Origin of the sequence: Lonsdalea quercina subsp. quercina, assembly GCF_000688655.1 — a bacterium.
Classification (GTDB): domain Bacteria; phylum Pseudomonadota; class Gammaproteobacteria; order Enterobacterales; family Enterobacteriaceae; genus Lonsdalea; species Lonsdalea quercina.
In genome coordinates this window covers 441,153-461,361 of sequence record NZ_JIBO01000006.1, presented here as the reverse complement: position 1 = coordinate 461,361, position 20,209 = coordinate 441,153, and the positions used below count along the sequence as shown (strand labels likewise).

At 54.2% G+C, this 20,209-nt stretch carries 16 protein-coding genes and 1 tRNA gene; 13 read left to right on the top strand and 4 right to left on the bottom strand.

Features of this window, described 5'->3' with window-relative positions:
- Positions 1-10: 10 nt before the first annotated feature.
- Positions 11-412, bottom strand: coding sequence for a hypothetical protein (locus tag RZ35_RS07120; protein ID WP_026742678.1), 402 nt, complete (start codon positions 410-412; stop codon positions 11-13).
- A gap of 419 nt (positions 413-831) precedes the next feature.
- Between RZ35_RS07120 and sufA the strand changes: the two genes are divergently transcribed.
- The 7 genes from sufA (at position 832) to RZ35_RS07085 (ending at position 7,752) form a co-directional block, all read left to right on the top strand.
- On the top strand, positions 832-1,203 hold the full coding sequence (gene sufA, locus RZ35_RS07115; protein ID WP_026742677.1) for a Fe-S cluster assembly scaffold SufA: 372 nt from the start codon (positions 832-834) through the stop codon (positions 1,201-1,203).
- Positions 1,204-1,217: 14 nt separating this feature from the next.
- Positions 1,218-2,729, top strand: coding sequence for a Fe-S cluster assembly protein SufB (gene sufB, locus RZ35_RS07110; protein WP_026742676.1), 1,512 nt, complete (start codon positions 1,218-1,220; stop codon positions 2,727-2,729).
- Between the two features lie 93 nt (positions 2,730-2,822).
- Positions 2,823-3,569: a Fe-S cluster assembly ATPase SufC gene (gene sufC / locus RZ35_RS07105; protein WP_026740325.1), complete on the top strand. Its 747-nt coding sequence runs from the start codon at positions 2,823-2,825 to the stop codon at positions 3,567-3,569.
- A complete protein-coding gene (sufD, locus tag RZ35_RS07100) occupies positions 3,544-4,839 on the top strand; it encodes a Fe-S cluster assembly protein SufD (RefSeq protein ID WP_026742675.1) in 1,296 nt (431 codons plus the stop codon). Before sufC ends, sufD begins: the two co-directional genes overlap by 26 nt.
- Positions 4,836-6,062, top strand: coding sequence for a cysteine desulfurase SufS (sufS, locus tag RZ35_RS07095; protein WP_026742674.1), 1,227 nt, complete (start codon positions 4,836-4,838; stop codon positions 6,060-6,062). The genes sufD and sufS overlap by 4 nt, the downstream gene beginning before the upstream one ends.
- A 19-nt stretch (positions 6,063-6,081) precedes the next feature.
- Positions 6,082-6,498: a cysteine desulfuration protein SufE gene (sufE, locus tag RZ35_RS07090; protein ID WP_026740322.1), complete on the top strand. Its 417-nt coding sequence runs from the start codon at positions 6,082-6,084 to the stop codon at positions 6,496-6,498.
- Positions 6,499-6,747: 249 nt separating this feature from the next.
- Positions 6,748-7,752: a L,D-transpeptidase family protein gene (locus RZ35_RS07085; RefSeq protein ID WP_026742673.1), complete on the top strand. Its 1,005-nt coding sequence runs from the start codon at positions 6,748-6,750 to the stop codon at positions 7,750-7,752.
- 172 nt (positions 7,753-7,924) lie between these two features.
- On the opposite strand, the gene RZ35_RS07080 is transcribed toward RZ35_RS07085, so the two are convergent.
- Together RZ35_RS07080 and pykF are read right to left on the bottom strand one after the other, a co-directional pair.
- The gene (locus tag RZ35_RS07080; protein ID WP_026740320.1) at positions 7,925-8,161 is read right to left on the bottom strand and encodes a major outer membrane lipoprotein; all 237 of its coding nucleotides are present in this window, start codon (positions 8,159-8,161) and stop codon (positions 7,925-7,927) included.
- Between the two features lie 334 nt (positions 8,162-8,495).
- Positions 8,496-9,908 carry a pyruvate kinase PykF gene (gene pykF, locus RZ35_RS07075; RefSeq protein WP_026742672.1) on the bottom strand — a complete coding sequence of 471 codons (1,413 nt, stop codon included), beginning with the start codon at positions 9,906-9,908 and terminating at the stop codon, positions 8,496-8,498.
- A gap of 646 nt (positions 9,909-10,554) precedes the next feature.
- Here pykF and licT point away from each other — a divergent pair.
- The 6 genes from licT to RZ35_RS07045 all read left to right on the top strand — a co-directional run bounded on the left by licT (position 10,555) and on the right by RZ35_RS07045 (position 19,578).
- Positions 10,555-11,409 (top strand): BglG family transcription antiterminator LicT, encoded by an 855-nt coding sequence (gene licT / locus RZ35_RS07070; protein ID WP_026742671.1) that lies wholly within the window; start codon positions 10,555-10,557, stop codon positions 11,407-11,409.
- Between the two features lie 264 nt (positions 11,410-11,673).
- Positions 11,674-13,551 carry a PTS beta-glucoside transporter subunit IIABC gene (gene bglF, locus RZ35_RS07065; protein WP_026742670.1) on the top strand — a complete coding sequence of 626 codons (1,878 nt, stop codon included), beginning with the start codon at positions 11,674-11,676 and terminating at the stop codon, positions 13,549-13,551.
- Between the two features lie 27 nt (positions 13,552-13,578).
- On the top strand, positions 13,579-14,973 hold the full coding sequence (locus tag RZ35_RS07060) for a glycoside hydrolase family 1 protein (protein WP_026742669.1): 1,395 nt from the start codon (positions 13,579-13,581) through the stop codon (positions 14,971-14,973).
- Between the two features lie 95 nt (positions 14,974-15,068).
- Positions 15,069-16,763, top strand: a complete 1,695-nt coding sequence (locus RZ35_RS07055; protein WP_200873751.1) for an alpha-L-rhamnosidase-related protein — start codon at positions 15,069-15,071, stop codon at positions 16,761-16,763.
- Between the two features lie 135 nt (positions 16,764-16,898).
- A complete protein-coding gene (locus tag RZ35_RS07050) occupies positions 16,899-18,491 on the top strand; it encodes a carbohydrate porin (protein ID WP_036152827.1) in 1,593 nt (530 codons plus the stop codon).
- 55 nt (positions 18,492-18,546) lie between these two features.
- Positions 18,547-19,578, top strand: a complete 1,032-nt coding sequence (locus RZ35_RS07045; protein WP_099049249.1) for a nucleoside hydrolase — start codon at positions 18,547-18,549, stop codon at positions 19,576-19,578.
- A 397-nt stretch (positions 19,579-19,975) separates the two neighbouring features.
- Here the strand turns inward: RZ35_RS07045 and RZ35_RS07040 are convergent.
- A tRNA-Val gene (locus RZ35_RS07040) sits at positions 19,976-20,052 on the bottom strand.
- Positions 20,053-20,209 lie beyond the last annotated feature (157 nt).

The following is a 20,209-nucleotide window of genomic DNA, read 5'->3' as shown; positions in this document are numbered from 1 at the left end:
AGCGTTCGCCTCAGGGCATAAACGCGACGCGTTTCGCGAAGTCGGCCTGAAATGCCGTGACTTTTTGCCAGCAGCCTTGTTGGCTGAACTGATTGCAGATCAGCTGTAGCGTCTGTCGGCCGAAGTGGTAGCTCTGCAGGCGGCACAGATGGCAGCGCCGCGGATTGTTAATCTCCCGAATGAGCCGATGGTGCATTTTGACCAGTGCCAGCAGATAGCTGTCGTCGTCGCCGTAGTGTTGGCTCAGCTCCACCATCCTCATACCGGACAGATAGTAACTGCGAATGTGGGTGATATCGCTATCGGGATTATCCAGATTCACTTCTGCCATATACATTTCCATCGTGGCGTCACGCAGTGTCGCACGATAGTCATCGATATGGGATTGCAGCCAGGCATTGAAAGGAAACATGGGGTCAATCCTTTGTTAAATGATAATCGTTATCATATTTTCCCTCAAAGTGACATGCAACGGTTGAGATGTAAATAGCAGCAAAAAGCTTAAAATAGGGGGAAAATATCTGTTGATTCCTCCTGTTTATAAAATAGGTTCCAGCGATAGATGTTATACTTATGATAATAAAATGTTGAACAATCCGCCGACGCGATCACTTCAACTTCGATTATTGTTCTTTTATTTCATGTGGTTAGAATAAGCGCTCCCCCCTGAATCGGCCCCGAGCGTTTTCGGGGCGGTTAAAAAAAACGGTGTTTGGGGTCGGAGCGTCGTATAGCCCTAGAAATCACGAGGTTGAAGCCCCCTCACTATTATCACTACCATTAGGGCAGACCCGCTAAAAGCGGAAAGTTTAGAGAGACGAGGTAATCCCCATGCAATCGCAAAATGTAGAGACATTTTCACTGGATGAAAATGTCTGGCAGGGACTCACGCTGACTGAAAGCGCAGCCGCCCATATTGTTCGACTGATGCAACAGGACCCCGAAGTGCAGGGGCTACGGCTGAGTGTGAAGCAGTCTGGATGTGCGGGCTTTGGTTACGTGTTGGATATGATCAAACAGCCTGATGCTGACGAGCAAGTGTTTCAGCGCGACGGCGCCCGTCTTTACGTTCCTCTCAAGGCGATGCCTTTTATTGACGGCACTGAAGTGGACTACGTCCATGAAGGCTTGAATCAGGTGTTTAAATACAACAACCCTAAAGCTCAACACGCCTGCGGGTGTGGTGAGAGCTTTGGGCTCTAAGCGGCGACACTATTATGGCGCGTAGTAACGTAGATGTATCCGATGATGTACAGATCTGGCTCGGCGACGGCCGCTACAAAGAGGGCTTCTTCACCGAACTGGCGACGGATGAGCTGGCCAGGGGTATTAATGAACAAGTGGTGCGGGCGATTTCCGCCAAGCGTAACGAACCCGAATGGATGCTTGAGTTTCGTCTCAACGCCTTCCGCGCGTGGTTGGAAATGGAAGAACCGCACTGGCTGAAGGCGCATTACGACAAGCTTGATTATCAGGACTACAGCTATTATTCCGCGCCATCCTGCGGCCAGTGCGACGACACCTGCGGATCACAGCCCGGCGCGGTGCAGCAGTCCGGTGAAAACGGCGCCAATACGCTAAGCGAGCAGAACTACCTGACCACCGAGGNCGAAAAGGCGTTCGAGCAGCTTGGCGTGCCGGTACGTGAAGGTAAAGACGTAGCCGTCGACGCGATTTTCGATTCCGTGTCCGTTGCGACGACCTATCGTCATGAGCTGGCGAAACACGGCGTGATTTTCTGTTCGTTCAGCGAAGCGATTCAGGAACACCCGGAGCTGGTGCGCAAATACCTGGGCACCGTGGTGCCGTCCAACGATAACTTCTTTGCCGCGCTGAACGCTGCCGTGGCTTCCGACGGCACGTTCGTTTACATCCCGAAAGGGGTGCGCTGTCCGATGGAGCTGTCGACCTACTTCCGTATTAACGCGGCGAAAACCGGTCAATTTGAACGTACCATCCTGATCGCGGACGACGACAGCTATGTCAGCTACATCGAAGGGTGTTCCGCCCCGGTGCGTGACAGCTATCAGCTGCATGCCGCCGTCGTGGAAGTGATCATCAATAACCGGGCGGAAGTGAAGTATTCCACCGTGCAGAACTGGTTCGCGGGTAAAGACAGCGAAGGCGGGATTTTGAACTTTGTGACCAAGCGCGCGCTGTGCGCGGGAGAAAGTTCGAAAATGTCCTGGACGCAGTCTGAGACCGGCTCTGCAATCACCTGGAAATATCCCAGCGTGGTGCTGCGTGGCGACAACTCGGTCGGCGAGTTTTTCTCTGTGGCGTTGACCAGCGGTCATCAGCAGGCCGACACCGGAACCAAGATGATCCACATCGGGAAAAACACGCGGTCCACCATTATCTCGAAAGGGATTTCGGCGGGCAGCAGCGAGAACACTTATCGCGGACTGGTGAAAATTATGCCGACCGCGACGAACGCCCGTAACTTCACCCAGTGCGACTCGATGTTGATTGGTAGCGAGTGCGGCGCGCACACGTTCCCGTACGTGGAAGTGAAAAACAACACGGCGCAGCTGGAGCACGAAGCGACCACGTCCCGAATCGGCGAAGACCAGCTGTTCTACTGTTTGCAGCGCGGTATCAGCGAAGATGATGCGATTTCAATGATCGTGAACGGGTTCTGTAAAGATGTCTTCTCCGAACTGCCGCTGGAGTTTGCGGTGGAAGCCCAGAAGCTCCTGGCCATAAGCCTTGAGCACAGTGTGGGCTGATCGCTGTGAAAGTGACAATGTCACCTATTGAACACATGCACTCCGGTGCCTATAAGACGAGCGCCTGCGGCAAAGGCGTCTGAAGGATAAAGTATGTTGAATATTGAAAATTTAAGAGTCAGTGTCGAAGAAAAAGAAATCATCAAAGGGCTGAATCTTCAAATCAAACCGGGCGAAGTCCATGCCATCATGGGGCCGAACGGCTCCGGCAAAAGTACGCTGTCCGCGACGCTGGCTGGCCGCGAGGACTACGAAGTGACGTCAGGTTCCGTCACGTTCAAAGGCAAAGACTTGTTGGAACTGTCGCCGGAAGATCGTGCGGGCGAAGGCATTTTCATGGCGTTTCAGTATCCGGTCGAAATTCCGGGCGTCAGCAATCAGTTCTTTTTACAGACCGCGGTCAATGCCGTTCGTCAATATCGTCAGCAGGAACCTTTAGACCGCTTTGATTTTGAAGACTTTATTGAAGAAAAAATCAAACTACTGAATATGCCGGCTGATCTGCTGACCCGTTCGGTCAACGTCGGTTTCTCCGGCGGTGAGAAGAAACGCAACGACATCTTGCAGATGGCCGCGTTGGAACCCAACCTGTGCATTCTCGACGAAACCGACTCCGGGCTGGACATCGATGCGCTGAAAATCGTCTCCAACGGCGTCAACACGCTGCGTAACGAAGAGCGCTCCTTCATCATCGTAACGCACTACCAGCGTATTCTCGACTACATCAAACCAGACTTCGTTCACGTGTTGTATCAGGGGCGGATTGTGAAATCCGGTGACTTCACATTGGTTAAACAGTTGGAGGAGCAGGGCTATGGCTGGCTTACCGACCAACAGTAATACGAAAGCGACGCAGGCGTTGCAGCAGTGGCAGCGGTTGTTCGACGGCGCCGGAGCGCGTTCTGAAGAAGCGGGTCAACACTGGAAGCAAGTGTTGCAGTTGGGCGTGCCAAACCGCCGGCAAGAGCACTGGAAATACACGCCGCTGGACGGCTTGCTCAGCCATGAATTCACCGAACCCGCCGCGCGGACGGTCAACGCGGTGCAGTGCGATGCGTTGTCACTGCCGCTGGATGCGTGGCGGATGGTGTTCGTCGACGGACGCCTGAGTCCCGAACTCAGCGACGCCGACTGGGGCCCTTATCAGGTTGAAGTAGCGGCATCCCCCGCGTCGCTGCCGATGGCCGCTCCGATTCAGCCGGACGTCTTCTTGCATCTTACCGAGAGTCTGGCCGCCGAGCGCACGCAGATTCGTCTTGCCGCTGGCGTACAGGCTGAAAAGCCGCTGTATCTGCTGCACATCAGCTCCGGCGACGGCGCGGTACTGAACACGGTTCACCATCGCCACGATCTCCAGGTGGGCGCGAACGCCGCCGCTACGGTGATTGAACACTATGTCAGTCTGGATGAGCGCGCGCATTTCAGCGGCGCTCGTCTGACCGTCGACGCAGGTGAAAACTGCGACGTTACGCATTATAAATTGGCGTTCGAAGCGGCGTCGGGCTACCACTTCGCTCACAATGATGTGCGGATGGCGCGCTCGGCGCGCGTTTCCAGCCACAGTTTCCTGTTGGGGGCGGGGCTGACCCGGCATCAGACCAGCGCGCAGATGAACGGCGAAGGGGCTAATCTGACCATCAATAGCCTGATCCTGCCGCGTGGCAGCGAGGTTTGCGACACGCGCACCTATCTGGAACACAATCAGGGCAATGGCGAAAGTCGTCAGTTGCATAAGACGATCGTCCGCGATCGCGCCAAGGCGGTATTCAATGGCATGATCAAAGTAGCGCCTCATGCGCTGAAAACCGATGGCAAGATGACCAACAACAACCTGCTATTGGGCCGTCTGGCGGAAGTGGACACCAAGCCGCAGCTGGAAATCTACGCCGACGACGTCAAATGCAGTCATGGCGCGACGGTTGGCCGTATCGACGAAGAGCAGCTGTTTTACCTGCGCGCCCGCGGCATCAGTGGTGAAGACGCGCAACAAATGATTATCTTCGCTTTTGCCGCCGAACTGACGGAAGCGATCTCTGACGACGCTCTGCGCGACGTCGTGATCAAACGCATAGCGGAACGCCTCATCGGCGCCGCGGGAGGCCAGCAATGAGTGATTACCCGATAGAACGCGTCCGCGCAGATTTCCCCGTTCTGAAACAGGAAGTCAACGGCCAGTCGCTGGTCTATCTGGACAGCGCGGCCAGTTCGCAGAAGCCGCAGTCGGTGATCGACCGTGAGCTGAATTTTTATCGTAACGAATATGCCGCGGTTCACCGCGGCATTCACACGTTGAGCGCCCGGGCGACAACGGCGATGGAGGATGTGCGTACGCTGACGGCGTCATTCATCAACGCGGAGTCTGCGGAAGAGATCGTATTCGTACGCGGTACCACAGAAGCGATCAACCTGGTCGCCAACAGCTACGGGCGGACCTTCACGCAGCCCGGCGACAATGTGGTGATTACCGGCATGGAGCACCATGCCAACATCGTTCCCTGGCAGATGCTGGCCCAAACGCACGGTATCGAAATTCGCGTTCTGCCATTGACGGCCGACGGTGAGCTGGATGTCGCCTTGTTGCCGGATTTGTTGGATGAACGGACTCGTTTAGTCTCCGTTACCCACATTTCGAACGTGCTGGGAACCGTGAACCCGGTACAGGACATCGTTCGTCTGGCGCATAGCGTCGGCGCGAAGGTGTTGCTGGACGGGGCGCAGGCGATCATGCATGAGCCAGTCGACGTTCAGGCGTTAAACTGTGACTTTTACGCGTTCTCCGGCCATAAAATTTATGGGCCTTCAGGGATCGGCGTGTTGTATGCCAAACATGCGTTGCTACAGGCCATGCCGCCGTGGGAAGGCGGAGGCTCGATGATCCGCGAAGTCAGCCTCACCAAAGGCACGACCTACGCCGATGCGCCCTGGCGCTTCGAAGCTGGCTCTCCCAATACCGCCGGCATTATGGGATTGGGCGCCGCGTTGGATTACGTTTCTGCAATAGGACGCGAGGCGATCCACCGCTACGAAACCGATCTGATGCAGTATGCGGTATCCGCGCTTAAGACGGTACCGACGCTGATTATGTACGGTCCGGAACAGCGTCAAGGTGTGATTGCCTTCAACCTCGGTCAACACCATGCCTACGACGTGGGGAGTTTCCTCGATCAGTACGGCATCGCCATCCGTACCGGCCATCACTGCGCCATGCCGTTAATGGAACACTACGGGGTTTCCAGCATGTGCCGAGCGTCTTTGGCCGTTTATACCCAGCGTGAAGATATCGACCGGCTGGTCGCCGGGCTACAACGTATTCATGGTTTATTAGGCGGTTAAGTTAACCGCGGAGGATATTATGGCAAGTCTGCCGGAGCCGCAGAAACTGGTACGCAATTTTTCTCGCTGTCATAACTGGGAAGAAAAGTATCTCTACATCATGGAACTGGGATCACGTCTGGAGCCGCTAAGCGACGATCTGCGTCAGGAAGATAATCGCGTGAATGGCTGTCAGAGTCAGGTATGGATCGTGGTGACGCGGGACGAGCAGGGGCGAGTCGCGCTACAGGGCGACAGCGACGCTGCAATCGTCAAAGGACTTATCGCCGTTGTTTTCAGCCTTTATCAGCAGCTAACGCCGCAGGATATCGTCTCGCTGGATGTCCGGCCGTTTTTCCAGGAGCTGGCGTTGACCCAGCATCTTACCCCTTCACGTTCGCAAGGGCTGGAAGCGATGCTGCGGTCGATTCGCAGTCGGGCCGCTGAGCTGGCCTGATCGCTTTCTCTTGAGCGGCGTTGGCACCACGCTGACGCCGTTGTTCTCCTCTTTCCCGCCATGCTTTAAGAGTTCGCCCGTGGATCTGCGGGCGATCTGCTCTTATTCTTAATATTAGCTTCGCAACAAACTGAATGTTAAACAATTCAATCGATAATAGTCCGGCAAATGGTCTATAGGGTTGTACGGGCGATTCTGCCGCCACCGTATAGACCTCAACCTTTAAGCCGCAAGAATAGGGAACTGATGATGAAACGCGCGTTGACGTTAATGGGGCTGCTTCTGGTGTCGTACATCGGCGGCATGTCAGCAGGGCACGCCACCGAGTATCCGCTGCCGCCGCCAGATAGCCGTTTAGTCGGTGAAAACACCACTTATGTCGTTCCACACGACGGTCGTTCTCTGGAAGCGATTGCAGCCGACTATAAAATAGGTTTGTTAGGGATGCTGGAAGCGAATCCCGGCACCGATCCTTATCTTCCCAAGCCTGACACCACGCTCACCATCCCTACCCAAATGTTGCTGCCGGATACGCCGCGTGAAGGCATCGTCATCAACCTGGCTGAACTGAGGATGTTCTATTACCCCAAAGGTCAGAATAAGGTGATCGTTTATCCTATTGGTATCGGCCAACTGGGGCGTAATACGCCGGTGATGACCACAACCATCATCTCTAAACACCCGAACCCGACCTGGACGCCGACGCCGAATATTCGCAAGCACTATAAAGAGCAGGGCATCGACCTGCCGGCCGTCGTGCCTGCGGGGCCGGATAATCCAATGGGACTGTTTGCGATGCGTATGGCGAAGAGCGGCGGGGTCTATCTGATTCACGGCACTAACGCGAATTTCGGCATTGGTATGCGCGTCAGCTCCGGCTGTATCCGCTTGCGGGCAGATGATATTGAAGCGTTGTTCAACGCCGTTGAACCTGGTACCCGGGTACAGGTTGTTAACGAGCCGATAAAAGTCGCCGTAGAACCTGATGGTAAGCGCTATATCGAGGTTCATCAGCCATTGTCTCGCACGGATAAAGATGACCCGCAGACGATGCCTATCGCGCTCAGCAAGAAAGTGAAGGGTTTTATCAACAATGAAGAGACCAATAAGGCGGTTGTCGAAAGCGCTATTGAGCGTCGCTCTGGCATGCCTGTGCTGGTCAACACTGGTGAGCCGATTCCCGCTCAGCAAACGGCCAATGACGCAGCGGCACCAGTCACGAGCGTAGCCGATTCAGCGTCGCATCAGCCATAACAGCAGCGTACGGGCCATCCATGAGGGAGTCGCGTCGTCGAAGCCCGGAAGGGCGTCCAGCCTCAGGCGGCGCTAAGAAGAAAAGGGCCTGGTGAGAGGCGTTAGCTAAAGGATTTATTACAGACAAAAAAATGGCGCACAATGTGCGCCATTTTTCATTCAACAGATTCGATTACTTTTTGTAAGTGCGAACCTGGTTATCCAGACGCTGGTTAGCACGAGCTGCGTCGTCTTTAGCAGCCTGTACGTCAGAGCGGATTGCGGTTACATCGTTGGACAGCTGATCAACTTTGCTGTTCAGAGTCTGAACGTCAGAAGACAGTTGATCGATTTTAGCATTGCTAGAACAGCCAGCCAGCAGAGTAGAACCCAGAATTACCGCGCCCAGTACCAGTTTAGTACGATTCATTATTAATACCCTCTAATTGAGTTAATCTCCATGTAGCGATACAAGTATTACACAAACTTTTTTCTAATGAGAATAAATTTTTGATGAGAACACGCTTAATTTGGATTGTTCGCTCAAAGAAGCAGCGCCTTTCACTTCAAAGACAAAAAAAGTAAGGAAAACAGGCTATTTTTATCAGATTGCTCTGAATAAGAGNGAACTGATATCTGTTTTTAGCATAACTGACTGGAACGTTCTCTGCCCGAAAAGCACATAAAAGTAAAATAAAGTCACCCATAAAAAAAGCGCCCCGAGGGGCGCTTGATACTCATTGGTGACTTTTCGCCGTGAGGTATTACAGGCGGTGTACGGAAGCGGTGTTGGTGGTGCCGCTCGGTACCAAAGCGCCGGATACCATGACGACAACGTCGCCTGATTTGGCAAAACCACTTTCCAGCGCAGCGTCTTTACCAATGCGGTAGAAATCGTCGGTAGAAGCGATTTCTTTCACTAACTGCGTTTCTACGCCTTTAGTCAGAATCAGCTGACGTGCGGTGACTTCATTGGTGGTCAGCGCCAGAATACGTGCATCCGGGAAGTACTTACGAATGGACTTCGCAGATTTACCGCCGCTGGTTGCTACCACAATCAGCGGCGCTTCCAGTTTCTCTGCAGTTTCTACCGCGCCGCGGCAGACGGCTTCGGTGATGCGCAGGCGGCCGGTGTTCGCGGCACGTTCCAGACGCGGTTTCATGACCTTGTCAGTGCGCTCACAGATAGTGGCCATGATGCTGACCGCTTCCAGTGGGTATTTACCCTTGGCGCTTTCGCCAGACAGCATAACGGCGTCGGTGCCGTCGATGATGGCGTTGGCGACGTCACCCGCTTCCGCACGGGTCGGACGCGGGTTCTTGATCATGGAATCCAGCATCTGCGTCGCGGTAATAACGACTTTGCGCGCCTGGTTACATTTTTCGATCATCATTTTCTGAGCGAAGATAACTTCTTCAACCGGGATTTCCACGCCCAGGTCGCCACGAGCAACCATGATGCCGTCAGAAGCTTCCAGGATTTCGTCGAAGTTGTTCAGACCTTCCTGGTTTTCGATTTTGGAGATGATCTGGATGTGTTCACCGCCGTGTTGTTTCAGATGAGCACGGATGTCTTCAACGTCGGAACGTTTACGGATGAAGGAAGCGGCTACAAAATCAACACCTTGTTCGCAACCGAAGATTAGGTCGCGTTTGTCTTTTTCTGCCAGAGCCGGCAACTGAATGGAAACGCCTGGCAGGTTAACGCCTTTGTTTTCGCCCAGGTCGCCGTTGTTCAGTACCTTACAGACGACTTCGTTGCCGTTAATGGCAGTGACTTCCATACCGATCAGACCATCATCGACCAGCACGGTATTGCCGACGCTCAAGTCTTCTGGGAATCCTGCGTAGGTTACCGCTACGCGATCTTTGTTACCGATGACGCTCTGATCGGTCGTGAAGGTGAAAGTCTGTCCGGCAGACAGAGCAACATCAGCACCGTTTTCCAGCTTCATGGTGCGGATTTCTGGACCTTTGGTGTCCAGCAGGATGGCGGCTTTCTGTCCGGTTTTCTGCATGATGGCGCGCAGATTCGTAATGCGTTGACCGTGTTCGGCGTAGTCACCGTGAGAAAAGTTCAGGCGCATAACGTTCATGCCTGCGTTCAACAGCTTGGCCAGCATTTCCTCGGACTCAGTTTTAGGGCCGATAGTACAAACGATTTTGGTCTTTTTCATAACGGTTAATTTCTACAAGTTGTGATGGATAAAAATGGGAACCGGTGGTTAAGGATGCTAACCCCCGATAGGGATTTGCTGAAAAAAGAGACAGAACACATTGAGTGCAGAGAGTGACAGCAACCGAAATTTTGAAGGCACTCAGGGTCAGATATCATCCTAAAAGAGGGGATGAAACGAGGTAATACCGTTTTAAAACTTGTTATTAATCTTGGCACGGTAGTTTGCTGAAACCATTCAATAAGACAACGCCCGTATTATAGTTGCTGGGTGATGAGAAACAAGCGGTGAGGCAGTATGATAACCTATATTTTAGTGCGTTTACGCAAAAAAATAGGCGATTTTTCACTTTTGCGCACTGGTGTTGCGCAATCTCTCTGCAATCATTTTTCCCCGCAGATAAAAATAATGCGATGCATTGTTTCTGCGCCATATTTCGCTATCTATGCGAGCATTGAAAAAAATAATGTGCAATTTTTGAGCTTTTCTGTCGATCCTCGTCACGTTTCTCGGTGATGCATATTGAGAGAGTTGGGGGGGAGGTTGATGATGAGGATTAGGGTTGTTACTGCTGACGGCAGGCAAGACCAGATACTCACTTGTAGACAAGGGGATATCTGGTCTTTTTGTTTCCAGGGTTCGTAAAATGAAAATAGCCAAAATACACAACAATAATGTTGTTACCGTCTTGGACGAACACCATAACGAGCAGGTGGTTATGGGGCGAGGGCTAGGTTTCAAAAAACAGATTGGCGATCGCCTCGATAAGACTCTGATAGAGAAAGTGTTCGAATTGCGAAGCAGTGAACTCACGTCGCGATTAAGCGAGATTTTGCAGGGGATACCGCTTGAGGTGTTTACTACCGCGGACAAAATCATCGCGTTAGCAAGAGAACAGCTCCCGGGGAAGCTGCAAAACAGCATCTATGTGTCGTTGACTGACCATTGTCATTTCGCCATCGAGCGTCATCGACAAGGCGTAGATATCCGCAACGCGCTCCTCTGGGAAGTCAAAAGGCTATATCAAAAAGAGTTTGCGGTAGGCCTGGAGGCGTTGGCGATCATCCATCGCCGTCTTGGCGTTCGTCTGCCGGAAGACGAAGCCGGATTTATCGCGCTGCATCTGGTCAATGCGCAACTCGACAGCCAAATGCCTGAGGTGATTCAGATTACCAAGGTGATGCAGGAGATACTCAATATCGTCAAATACCACCTGGAGGTGGACTACAACGAGCAGGCGCTCAGTTATCACCGGTTTGTCACTCACCTCAAATTCTTTGCGCAGCGGCTTATCGGGCATGATCCGGTCTCTAACGATGACGAATCGCTGCACGATGTCGTTAAAGAGAAGTATGCACAGTCCTACGGCTGTGCGGAAAAGATCCAGACGCACATCCATCGCCAATACGATTATATTTTGACAAAGGAGGAACTGATGTTCCTGACTATTCATATCGAAAGAGTGCGTGCCGATATATCAGGACAAGAGCCGGAGGAGTAAAAAACAAAAGGGTGTTGTGCATCACAAATTAGTTATCAACTGATTAAAGTCGCTTGCCTGAGTGATCAAAACCCCGCAATCTGCTCAAAGATTTGGATTGTTACTGCATTTGTCTTAGTTAGGACAACGCAGGCGAAACCTGAATCGCTTCCTGAGTCGTCATGAGACCGCCAGGGAAGTGATTCAGGTTTTTTTTCGTCTTAAAAATAGCCTGCCAGTCATGTCGGATGTTATCTGGCTGTGACCCGCATTAAGGAATGTCCTATGGAATATAAGATGTTAGCCAGTGAGATCATTGAGGGCGTTGGTGGACGGGACAATATCAGCAGTGTTCTGCATTGCGCCACTCGCCTGCGTTTCAAACTCAAGGATAGCGCTAAAGCCGATGCCGCCACGCTGAAAAACAATCCCGGCGTGATTATGGTGGTGGAAAGCGGTGGTCAGTTTCAGGTCGTCATCGGCAATCATGTCAGCGACGTTTATCGCGACGTCGCGGCGGCTGCGGGTATGGAAAACGCCGCCTTGCAGGAAGAGAACACCTCAGACAGTTTGTTTTCCCGGTTCATTGACATTATTGCGGGCATCTTCACGCCATTTATCGGTGTGATGGCAGCATCAGGGATACTCAAAGGCCTGTTGGCTTTATGTCAGGCGCTGGGGTGGCTGGAATCAAGCCACGGCACGTATCAAATCTTGTTCGCGGCCAGCGATGCGCTGTTTTATTTCTTCCCGGTGATCCTGGGTTACACCGCGGGCAAAAAGTTCGGCGGCAATCCGTTTACGACGATGGTTATCGGGGGAACGCTGGTGCATCCCATGATGATCACCGCATTCAACGCCATGCAGTCAGCCGATTATCAGCCGATGACCTTTCTGGGCATCCCCATCACGTTTTTGAATTACAGCTCGTCAGTCATCCCGATTATTTTTGCCTGCTGGGTGTCGTCCAAGCTGGAGAAAAAATGTAACGCGCTGCTGCATGCCAACGTCCGAAACTTCCTGACGCCGCTGCTGTGCATCTGCATAACGGTGCCTCTGACTTTTCTGGTGATCGGCCCTTGTGCAACCTGGCTCAGCGAGCTGCTGGCCAGCGGCTATCACTGGCTCTATAACCTCAACTCGGTCATTGCAGGCGCGGTGATGGGCGCGATTTGGCAGATCTGCGTGATTTTCGGCCTGCACTGGGGACTGGTGCCGCTGATGTTGAACAACCTCAGCGTGATGGGACACGATACGCTGCTGCCGCTGTTGACGCCTGCCGTGCTGGCGCAGGCGGGCGCAACGCTGGGCGTGCTGCTGCGTACCCGGGACGCCAAACTTAAAGGTATCGCCGGTTCTGCTTTCTCCGCGTCGATCTTCGGCATCACCGAACCGGCTGTCTACGGGGTTACGCTCCCGCTGCGTCGTCCGTTTATCTTCGGCTGTATTGGCGGTGCTATCGGCGCGGGCATTATGGGCTATTTTCACACCACTATTTACTCCTTCGGTCTGCCCAGCATCTTCACCTTCACACTGATTATTCCCCCCGAAGGCTTTAACAGCGGCGTGTGGGCGGCCATTGTCGGCACGGCGATCGCCTTCCTCTTTGCCGCTGTAGCCAGTTGGATGTTCGGTATCCCGGCCACGTTGCTTTCACCCAAGAAGGACGCGCCGACGGCCGCGCCGGTCGGTCCTGTTCCAGGCGTCCGCACGGAAATACTCGCAAGCCCCCTGACCGGTCAGGCAATCCCGCTGGAAGAGGTGAACGACAGCACCTTCGCCAGTGGACTGTTGGGGAAAGGCATCGCGATTGTGCCTGAAGAGGGCAAGCTTTATGCGCCGGTAGACGGCACGGTGGCATCGCTATTCAAAACGCATCACGCCATCGGCCTGGCCGCAGATCACGGGGCGGAAGTGCTGATCCACGTCGGCATGGATACGGTAAAACTGGACGGCCTTCATTTCACGCCGCATGTCGCCATCGGCGACGTCGTCAAGCAGGGCGATCTCCTGCTGACGTTCGACGCCGAGGCGATCGCGGCGGCGGGATATGACCTGACGACCCCCATCATTATTTCCAACAGCGACAGCTATCTGGATGTGTTGCCGTTAGCCCGCGGCGCTGTCGCCGCTCGCGCGCCGCTGCTGTCGCTGGTGCATTAACTCACTCTCGTGTACAGGAGAAACTCAATGAACGCTCGTTTTCCGAAAGACTTCTTATGGGGCGGCGCGATTGCCGCCAATCAGGTGGAAGGCGCCTACCAAGACGATGGCAAAGGACTCTCGACCTCGGATCTGCAACCGCGGGGGATCTTTGGCGATATTGTGGAGCGCCAACCCGGTGACAGCAGCATTAAGGATGTCGCCATCGACTTTTACCACCGTTATCCGCAGGACATCGCGCTGTTCGCTGAAATGGGATTCCGTTGCCTGCGCGTGTCCATCGCCTGGACGCGTATTTTCCCGCAGGGAGACGAGCTGACGCCGAATGAAGCCGGGCTGGCCTACTACGACAGGCTGTTCGACGAACTGGCGAAGCATGATATTCAGCCGCTGGTCACGCTCTCGCATTATGAAATGCCCTATGGACTGGTGAAGCGTGTCGGCGGTTGGGGCAGTCGTACAACGATCGACTGTTTCGAGCGCTACGCCCGCACCGTCTTCGAACGCTACCGCAACAAGGTCAAACTGTGGTTGACCTTTAATGAAATCAACGTCTCGCTTCACGCGCCGTTTACCGGCGTCGGTCTGCCGCCGGACAGCGACAAAGCCGCTATCTACCAGGCCATACATCATCAACTGGTCGCCAGCGCCAAGGCGGTTAAAGCCTGCCATGAAATCATTCCCGACGCGCGGATTGGCAACATGTTGCTGGGCGCGATGCTCTACCCGCTGACCTGCAAACCGGACGACGTTATGGAAAGTCTGCGCCAAAACCGCGAATGGCTTTTCTTCGGCGATGTCCAGGCTCGCGGGGCCTATCCCGCCTATATGAAACGCTTCTTCAAAGAGCAGGGAATTGCGCTGCACATCGAAGAGGACGACGTCCAGGCGCTGAAGGAAACCGTCGATTTCATTTCGTTCAGCTACTACATGACCGGCTGCGTCACCCAGGACGATGAAGAAATCCAGAAAGCGCGCGGCAACATCCTGAACATGATCCCCAACCCGTATCTGGAAAGCTCCGAATGGGGCTGGCAGATAGATCCGGAAGGGCTGCGCTACCTGCTTAACGTCCTGTACGACCGCTATCAGAAACCGCTGTTTATCGTGGAAAACGGGCTGGGGGCGAAAGACCAACTGGAGGCCGACGGCACCATCAACGACGACTACCGCATCAAGTACCTCAATGACCACCTGGTGCAGGTTGGTGAGGCGATCGCCGACGGCGTCGACGTCCTGGGATATACCAGTTGGGGCCCCATCGATCTGGTTAGCGCCTCCAAGGCGGAAATGTCCAAACGCTACGGCTTTATTTATGTGGACCGTGACGATCAGGGGGCGGGCACGCTGGAGCGTACGCGCAAGAAGAGCTTCTACTGGTATCAATCGGTCATTCGTAGCAACGGTGATGCGCTGAAGTAATCGACGGGCGGGCATGGCGTCCATCATGCCTTAACGTCTGACTACGGGCTGTGCGGCCACGGCGCAGGGCCTGTCCAATAAGGTGGCTGATAACCATGAATAGAAGAGAGTTGTTGATCCACGCGGCCGTCGTCACAGCCTGCGCCCATCTCGCGCCATTACGCGCGGCGGATAAAACGGCAGGTGCGGCGAAAACGGGCGGCGACAGACCGACGGCGCTGACCCGACAGCAGCATTGGGTCGCGATGGCGGAAGTGCTGAAACCGTCGCTGTCCGAAGTGTCTTATTCCGCGTTGAACGTCGTCGCGCCTCGGCAAGCGCCCGAGCATCTGTTGGGCGTGGCGATGAAGCAGCAGTATGACGTGGGCGAATTGACGAACAAAAGTTTCAAGACCGGCGACAGCTTTATCGTGGATTTCGGCGAGCACTATACCGGCTATCTTACGTTCTCATTGGGATGGCAGGGCATCTCCTGCGATGCCCCGGTGCGTCTGCGATTGATTTTTGGAGAGGTTGTCACGGATGTGACGCAGCCGCTCTATCCCTACAACGGCTGGATCAGCGCTTCCTGGCTACCGGATGAAATTCTGAACGTCGATTTTCTGCCGCAGCAGGTCAGGATTGAACGCCGCCATGCCTTCCGCTTCGTCAAAACCGACATCGTCTCTACTTCGACGAATTTCTGCGTCACGTTCGGCCAACTACAAGTGAGGGCGGTCTCTTCCGCCGGTCAGGATCGGCTGGCGCCGGCGCGCTATGACAGCGACCTGCTGAAGAATATCGACCGCGTCAGCATTCGGACATTGCACGAATGTATGCAGACCGTCTTTGAGGACGGGCCGAAGCGCGATCGGCGGTTATGGGTCGGCGATTTGCGCCTGCAAGCGATGGTCAACTATGTGAGCTTCAACAACACCGCCTTAGTGCGCCGCTGCCTGTATTTGTTCGCCGGGCTGCAGCGGGAAGATGGTTATATTACGGCCTGCGTCTATGAACAGCCGGAGCCGCGTAGGGGCGAAGTCGTGCTGATCGACTATGCCGCATTGTTCGGCAGCATCGTGCGCGACTATCTGCGGGCGAGCCGCGACACCGCGACGGCACAGGAACTGTGGCCGGTGGCGAAACAGCAGTTGGCGCTGGCGCTGAAGAATGTCAATGCGCAGGGCCTGTTTGTCGCGCCGGAAAAGGATTACGTGTTTATCGACTGGAATCCGGGATCGGACCAAAGCGCCGCGTTAAAAGGTCTCGAGAAACAGACGGCGATCCAGGGACTACTGATTTACAGCTGTCAGGAGGGCATCGAACTGGCGAAATCGCTGGGGAGAAATGCCGAGGTCGCGCATCTGGAGGAAACCGTTGAGCGGATGAAGCAGGCGGCACGCGGGCTGTTTGATGAAAAGCAGGGCGTGTTCGTCAGCGGCGAGCAGCGACAAATCTCCTGGGCTTCTCAGGCATGGATGGCGCTGGCCGACGTGCTGCCTCAACCGCAAATGGCACAGGCCCTGACCCGCGTTATGTCGCTGCCCCAGGCCATTCGGCCGCTCACGCCCTACCTGTACCATCACATGGTCGATGCGCTCATTCATTGTGGCCTGAGTCAGGAAGCGCGAACGCTGGTGGAGGAGTATTGGGGTGCGATGGTCAAAACCGGGACCAATACCTTCTGGGAGGCGTTTGATCCCAAAAAACCGATGTCGTCTCCCTACGGCAGCAAACAAATCGACAGTTACTGCCATGCCTGGAGCTGTACCCCCAGTTACTTTATCCGCCACGGTTTCGTGCGCCGATAAGCGGACATAAAAAACGTTAAAGGTGAGCGGAGGAGCCTCGCCGCTGCAAATAAAAACGTTGAGCAACGCACGTTGACCGGGAATAGCGGGCAGGCGAGTTTGCGCCTACCGCGCATCAACATTGGAACCACCATAATGATAAAAATCAACTCTGTATCCCTAAATATCATCACGCTGGCTCTGCTCTACGCCGGTGTGCCTAATCACGCGCTGGCCGCGAAATTAACCGTGGAGGAAAGACTCGAACTGCTCGAAAAGGAATTAAACGCCACCCGAAAAGAGTTGCAGGAATATAAAATCGCCGCCAGTCAGGCCTCACAAAACATGGCGCCGAAGCCGCGCGACGTCAACGTGACGGTCGTGAACGATAATGCCCAGAACGCGGCGAAAGCTACACCGACGTCTTCCTCGACTGCGGCCAACGCCAACCCCAGCAACGCTACCGTTTCTTCTACGCCGCTGACGCTTCGCGATATCAGCAACTACGTGAAAAACGACATCGGCTTTACCTACTCGGGGTATTTTCGATCCGGCTGGGCCACCTCATCGCGCGGCGTCCCCAAGTCTTATGCGATTGGGTCTCTGGGCCGTTTCGGTAACGAGCACAGCGGTTGGTTCGATTTGATCCTGAACCAACGCGTCTACGATCAGGACGGCAAAACCGCGCATGCCGTCGTGTGGCTCGATGGCAATGTCGGGCAGTCATACAGTAACGGCGTCTTTGACTCCAGCAGCGACAACCTGCTCCAATTTTCCGACATGTACGTCACCACCACGGGCTTTATTCCGTTTCTACCGGAGGCCACGTTCTGGGTTGGGAAACATTATCTGAAAAATTATGAAATTCAGATGCTGGACTGGAAAGCGCATAAAGCCGACTCTGCGGGCGCAGTCGGGCTGGAGAACATTGACGTGGGCGTCGGGAAATTGGATATGGCGTTACTGCGTCAGGATCTGGATCTCTACAATAAGTCCTTTACCTCAACGACACAGGTGAATACCAACGCCATCGATATCCGCTACCGGGAAATTCCACTCTGGAACAAAGCGACGCTGGAAATAGACGGCAAATACAACACGGCGAACGAAAGCGACAGCCAGCATTCGAGCAACTATTTCGAATTAAAAGACGCGTGGCTGGCGACCGGACTTTTCCGGCAGAACTTCGACAACGGCGGGTTTAATGAATTTGCCCTCCAGTACGCCAGTAACTCCATCGCTAGCGGCTTCATGCGAATATCCGACGCCAATCCGGACTACGGCGACGGCAAATATTATTACGGCGAACATACCGGGGGGACCGCCTTCCGGTTGATCTCGCAGGGGGAAACGTACCTGCATCCCGACGTGATCATCGCAAACGCGCTGGTGTATGGCCGCGGCAACGATTTGTACAGCTATGAGACCGGCGCGCACTCGGACTTTGAAACGTTCCGTGCGGTAGTCCGTCCCGCGTATATCTGGGATCAGTACAACCAGACCGGCGTCGAGCTGGCTTATTTCAACCAGACCAACAAGGCAGGCGGCGTCAACTATCGTGAGTCAGGCTACAAAACCACGCTGTTCCACACCCTCAAAGTCAGCACCAGCATGCTGACCTCTCGTCCGGAGATTCGTTTTTACGCCAGCTATCTGAAATCACTGGAAAACGGCATCTCTCAGTTCAGTTTCGCGGACGATAAAGACGATCAGTTCAGCCTGGGGGTGCAGGCGGAAGTCTGGTGGTAACTCGACGCATCCATCGCATCCATGTTGTGTCCTTTTCGTTTATGGGGATCTTTTCATGATTATCACTAGAGGTCAGACACGCAGGTTAATGCTGATGAGCCAGGGGCTGGCTCTGATTCTCGTCGCGCTATGGAGCGTGTCGCCGCGAGCGGCCGAGCTGCCGTACGACGTGGTGAAACACAAGCAAATCAGAGTCATGATTAGCAGCGATGCTAAAAACGAGGCGGACGACGATTTCGCGGTGGCGCACGCGTTGATGTCGCCCACGCTGAAAGTGACCGGTCTTATCGCCTCACACTACGCTCGAACGGCGCCGTTGTTAAAACGTTCTGGCGCTGACAGCATGATGGAAAGCTATCGCGAGTTGCAGCGCTTAACTCAGGTGATGGGAAAAACGGCGGTGCCGGTTTATCACGGCGCAACGGGGCCGCTGGAGGGTAAGCCAGCCTTGAGCGAAGGCGCGCGGCAGCTGATCGTCGAGGCCCAAAAAGACGATCCTCAACCGCTGTTTGTTCTCGTGCTTGGCGCGCTGACCGACGTTGCGGCCGCGCTGCAGGCGGACCCGACGATTGCGAAGAAAATGACCGTGATTTGGATCGGCGGTATGCCTTATCCAAAGGGCGGCTGGGAATACAACCTGTACAACGATCCGCAGGCGGCGAATAGGGTGTTCCAGTCCAGCGTTGCGCTATGGCAGGTGCCGCACAACGTCTATATGTCGGTCAGAGTTTCTCTGGCGGAGCTGGCGACGCGCGTCAAACCGCAGGGCAAGGTCGGCGAGTATCTGTGGCAACAGCTGATCGACTTCAATCGAGAAATTTCGATGACCTTAAAGGACGTGCCCTGGCCGAAAAGCGAAGTGTGGGTATTAGGCGATAATCCCTCGGTGGCGCTGTTGCTGGATGACCACGAATATCAATATACGCTGCGCGATGGCCCACGGATTAACGATGACCTCAGCTACGGACAGCAGCAAAGTCCGCGACAGATCCGGGTTTACCATGCGGTGGACACTCGTTTCACGCTGGAGGATTTCTATGCCAAGCTGGCGTTACTCTCTGGACAGAAGGGGGCGAACGCACGGTAAGACCGAAGTTAAATACCGGGGGAATGCCTTCACGCAAACAAAAGCAGCAAAGGTATGAAAGCCGTTACAGAAAACGTGGCGGCTTTTAGTCTGGCACGTGTTAGGTCTTGAGACCCTGTCGCGACGTAATATTGTTCTGATTGGCCGGGAAACCGTCGCGGTGAGCATGTTTCATGCACTGGCGGTATTCATCTTTATCAACGTGATGTTCGTAGTAAATTCGCAGCCTGTCGCTAACGGTGGAACGCTACAACCGGTGAACCCTAAGAAAGAGAGCGGAGCAGGGGAATCAACGGATAGAGCTAACCCTACAAGGGATAGATACACAGGAGGCTTAGGCGATTCAGGCAGATTGGAGTATGTCAGTAAACTAGCACTGCACAAGGCAGAAGAGAATTGGTACGACCGAGTGGACTCGAACCACCGACCCCCACCATGTCAAGGTGGTGCTCTAACCAACTGAGCTACGGTCGTACAGGGTGTTGCGCATAAAATCTGAAGATAACTCTTTGATTAAAATGCTTTTTCTTGCGTTCCAGTAACTGGAATGGACGTCATTATGGACTGCTCCGGCATGGATGGCAAGCCCTTTATTCCTTCTCTTATTCAAGTGACGAATGTTTGGCCGACT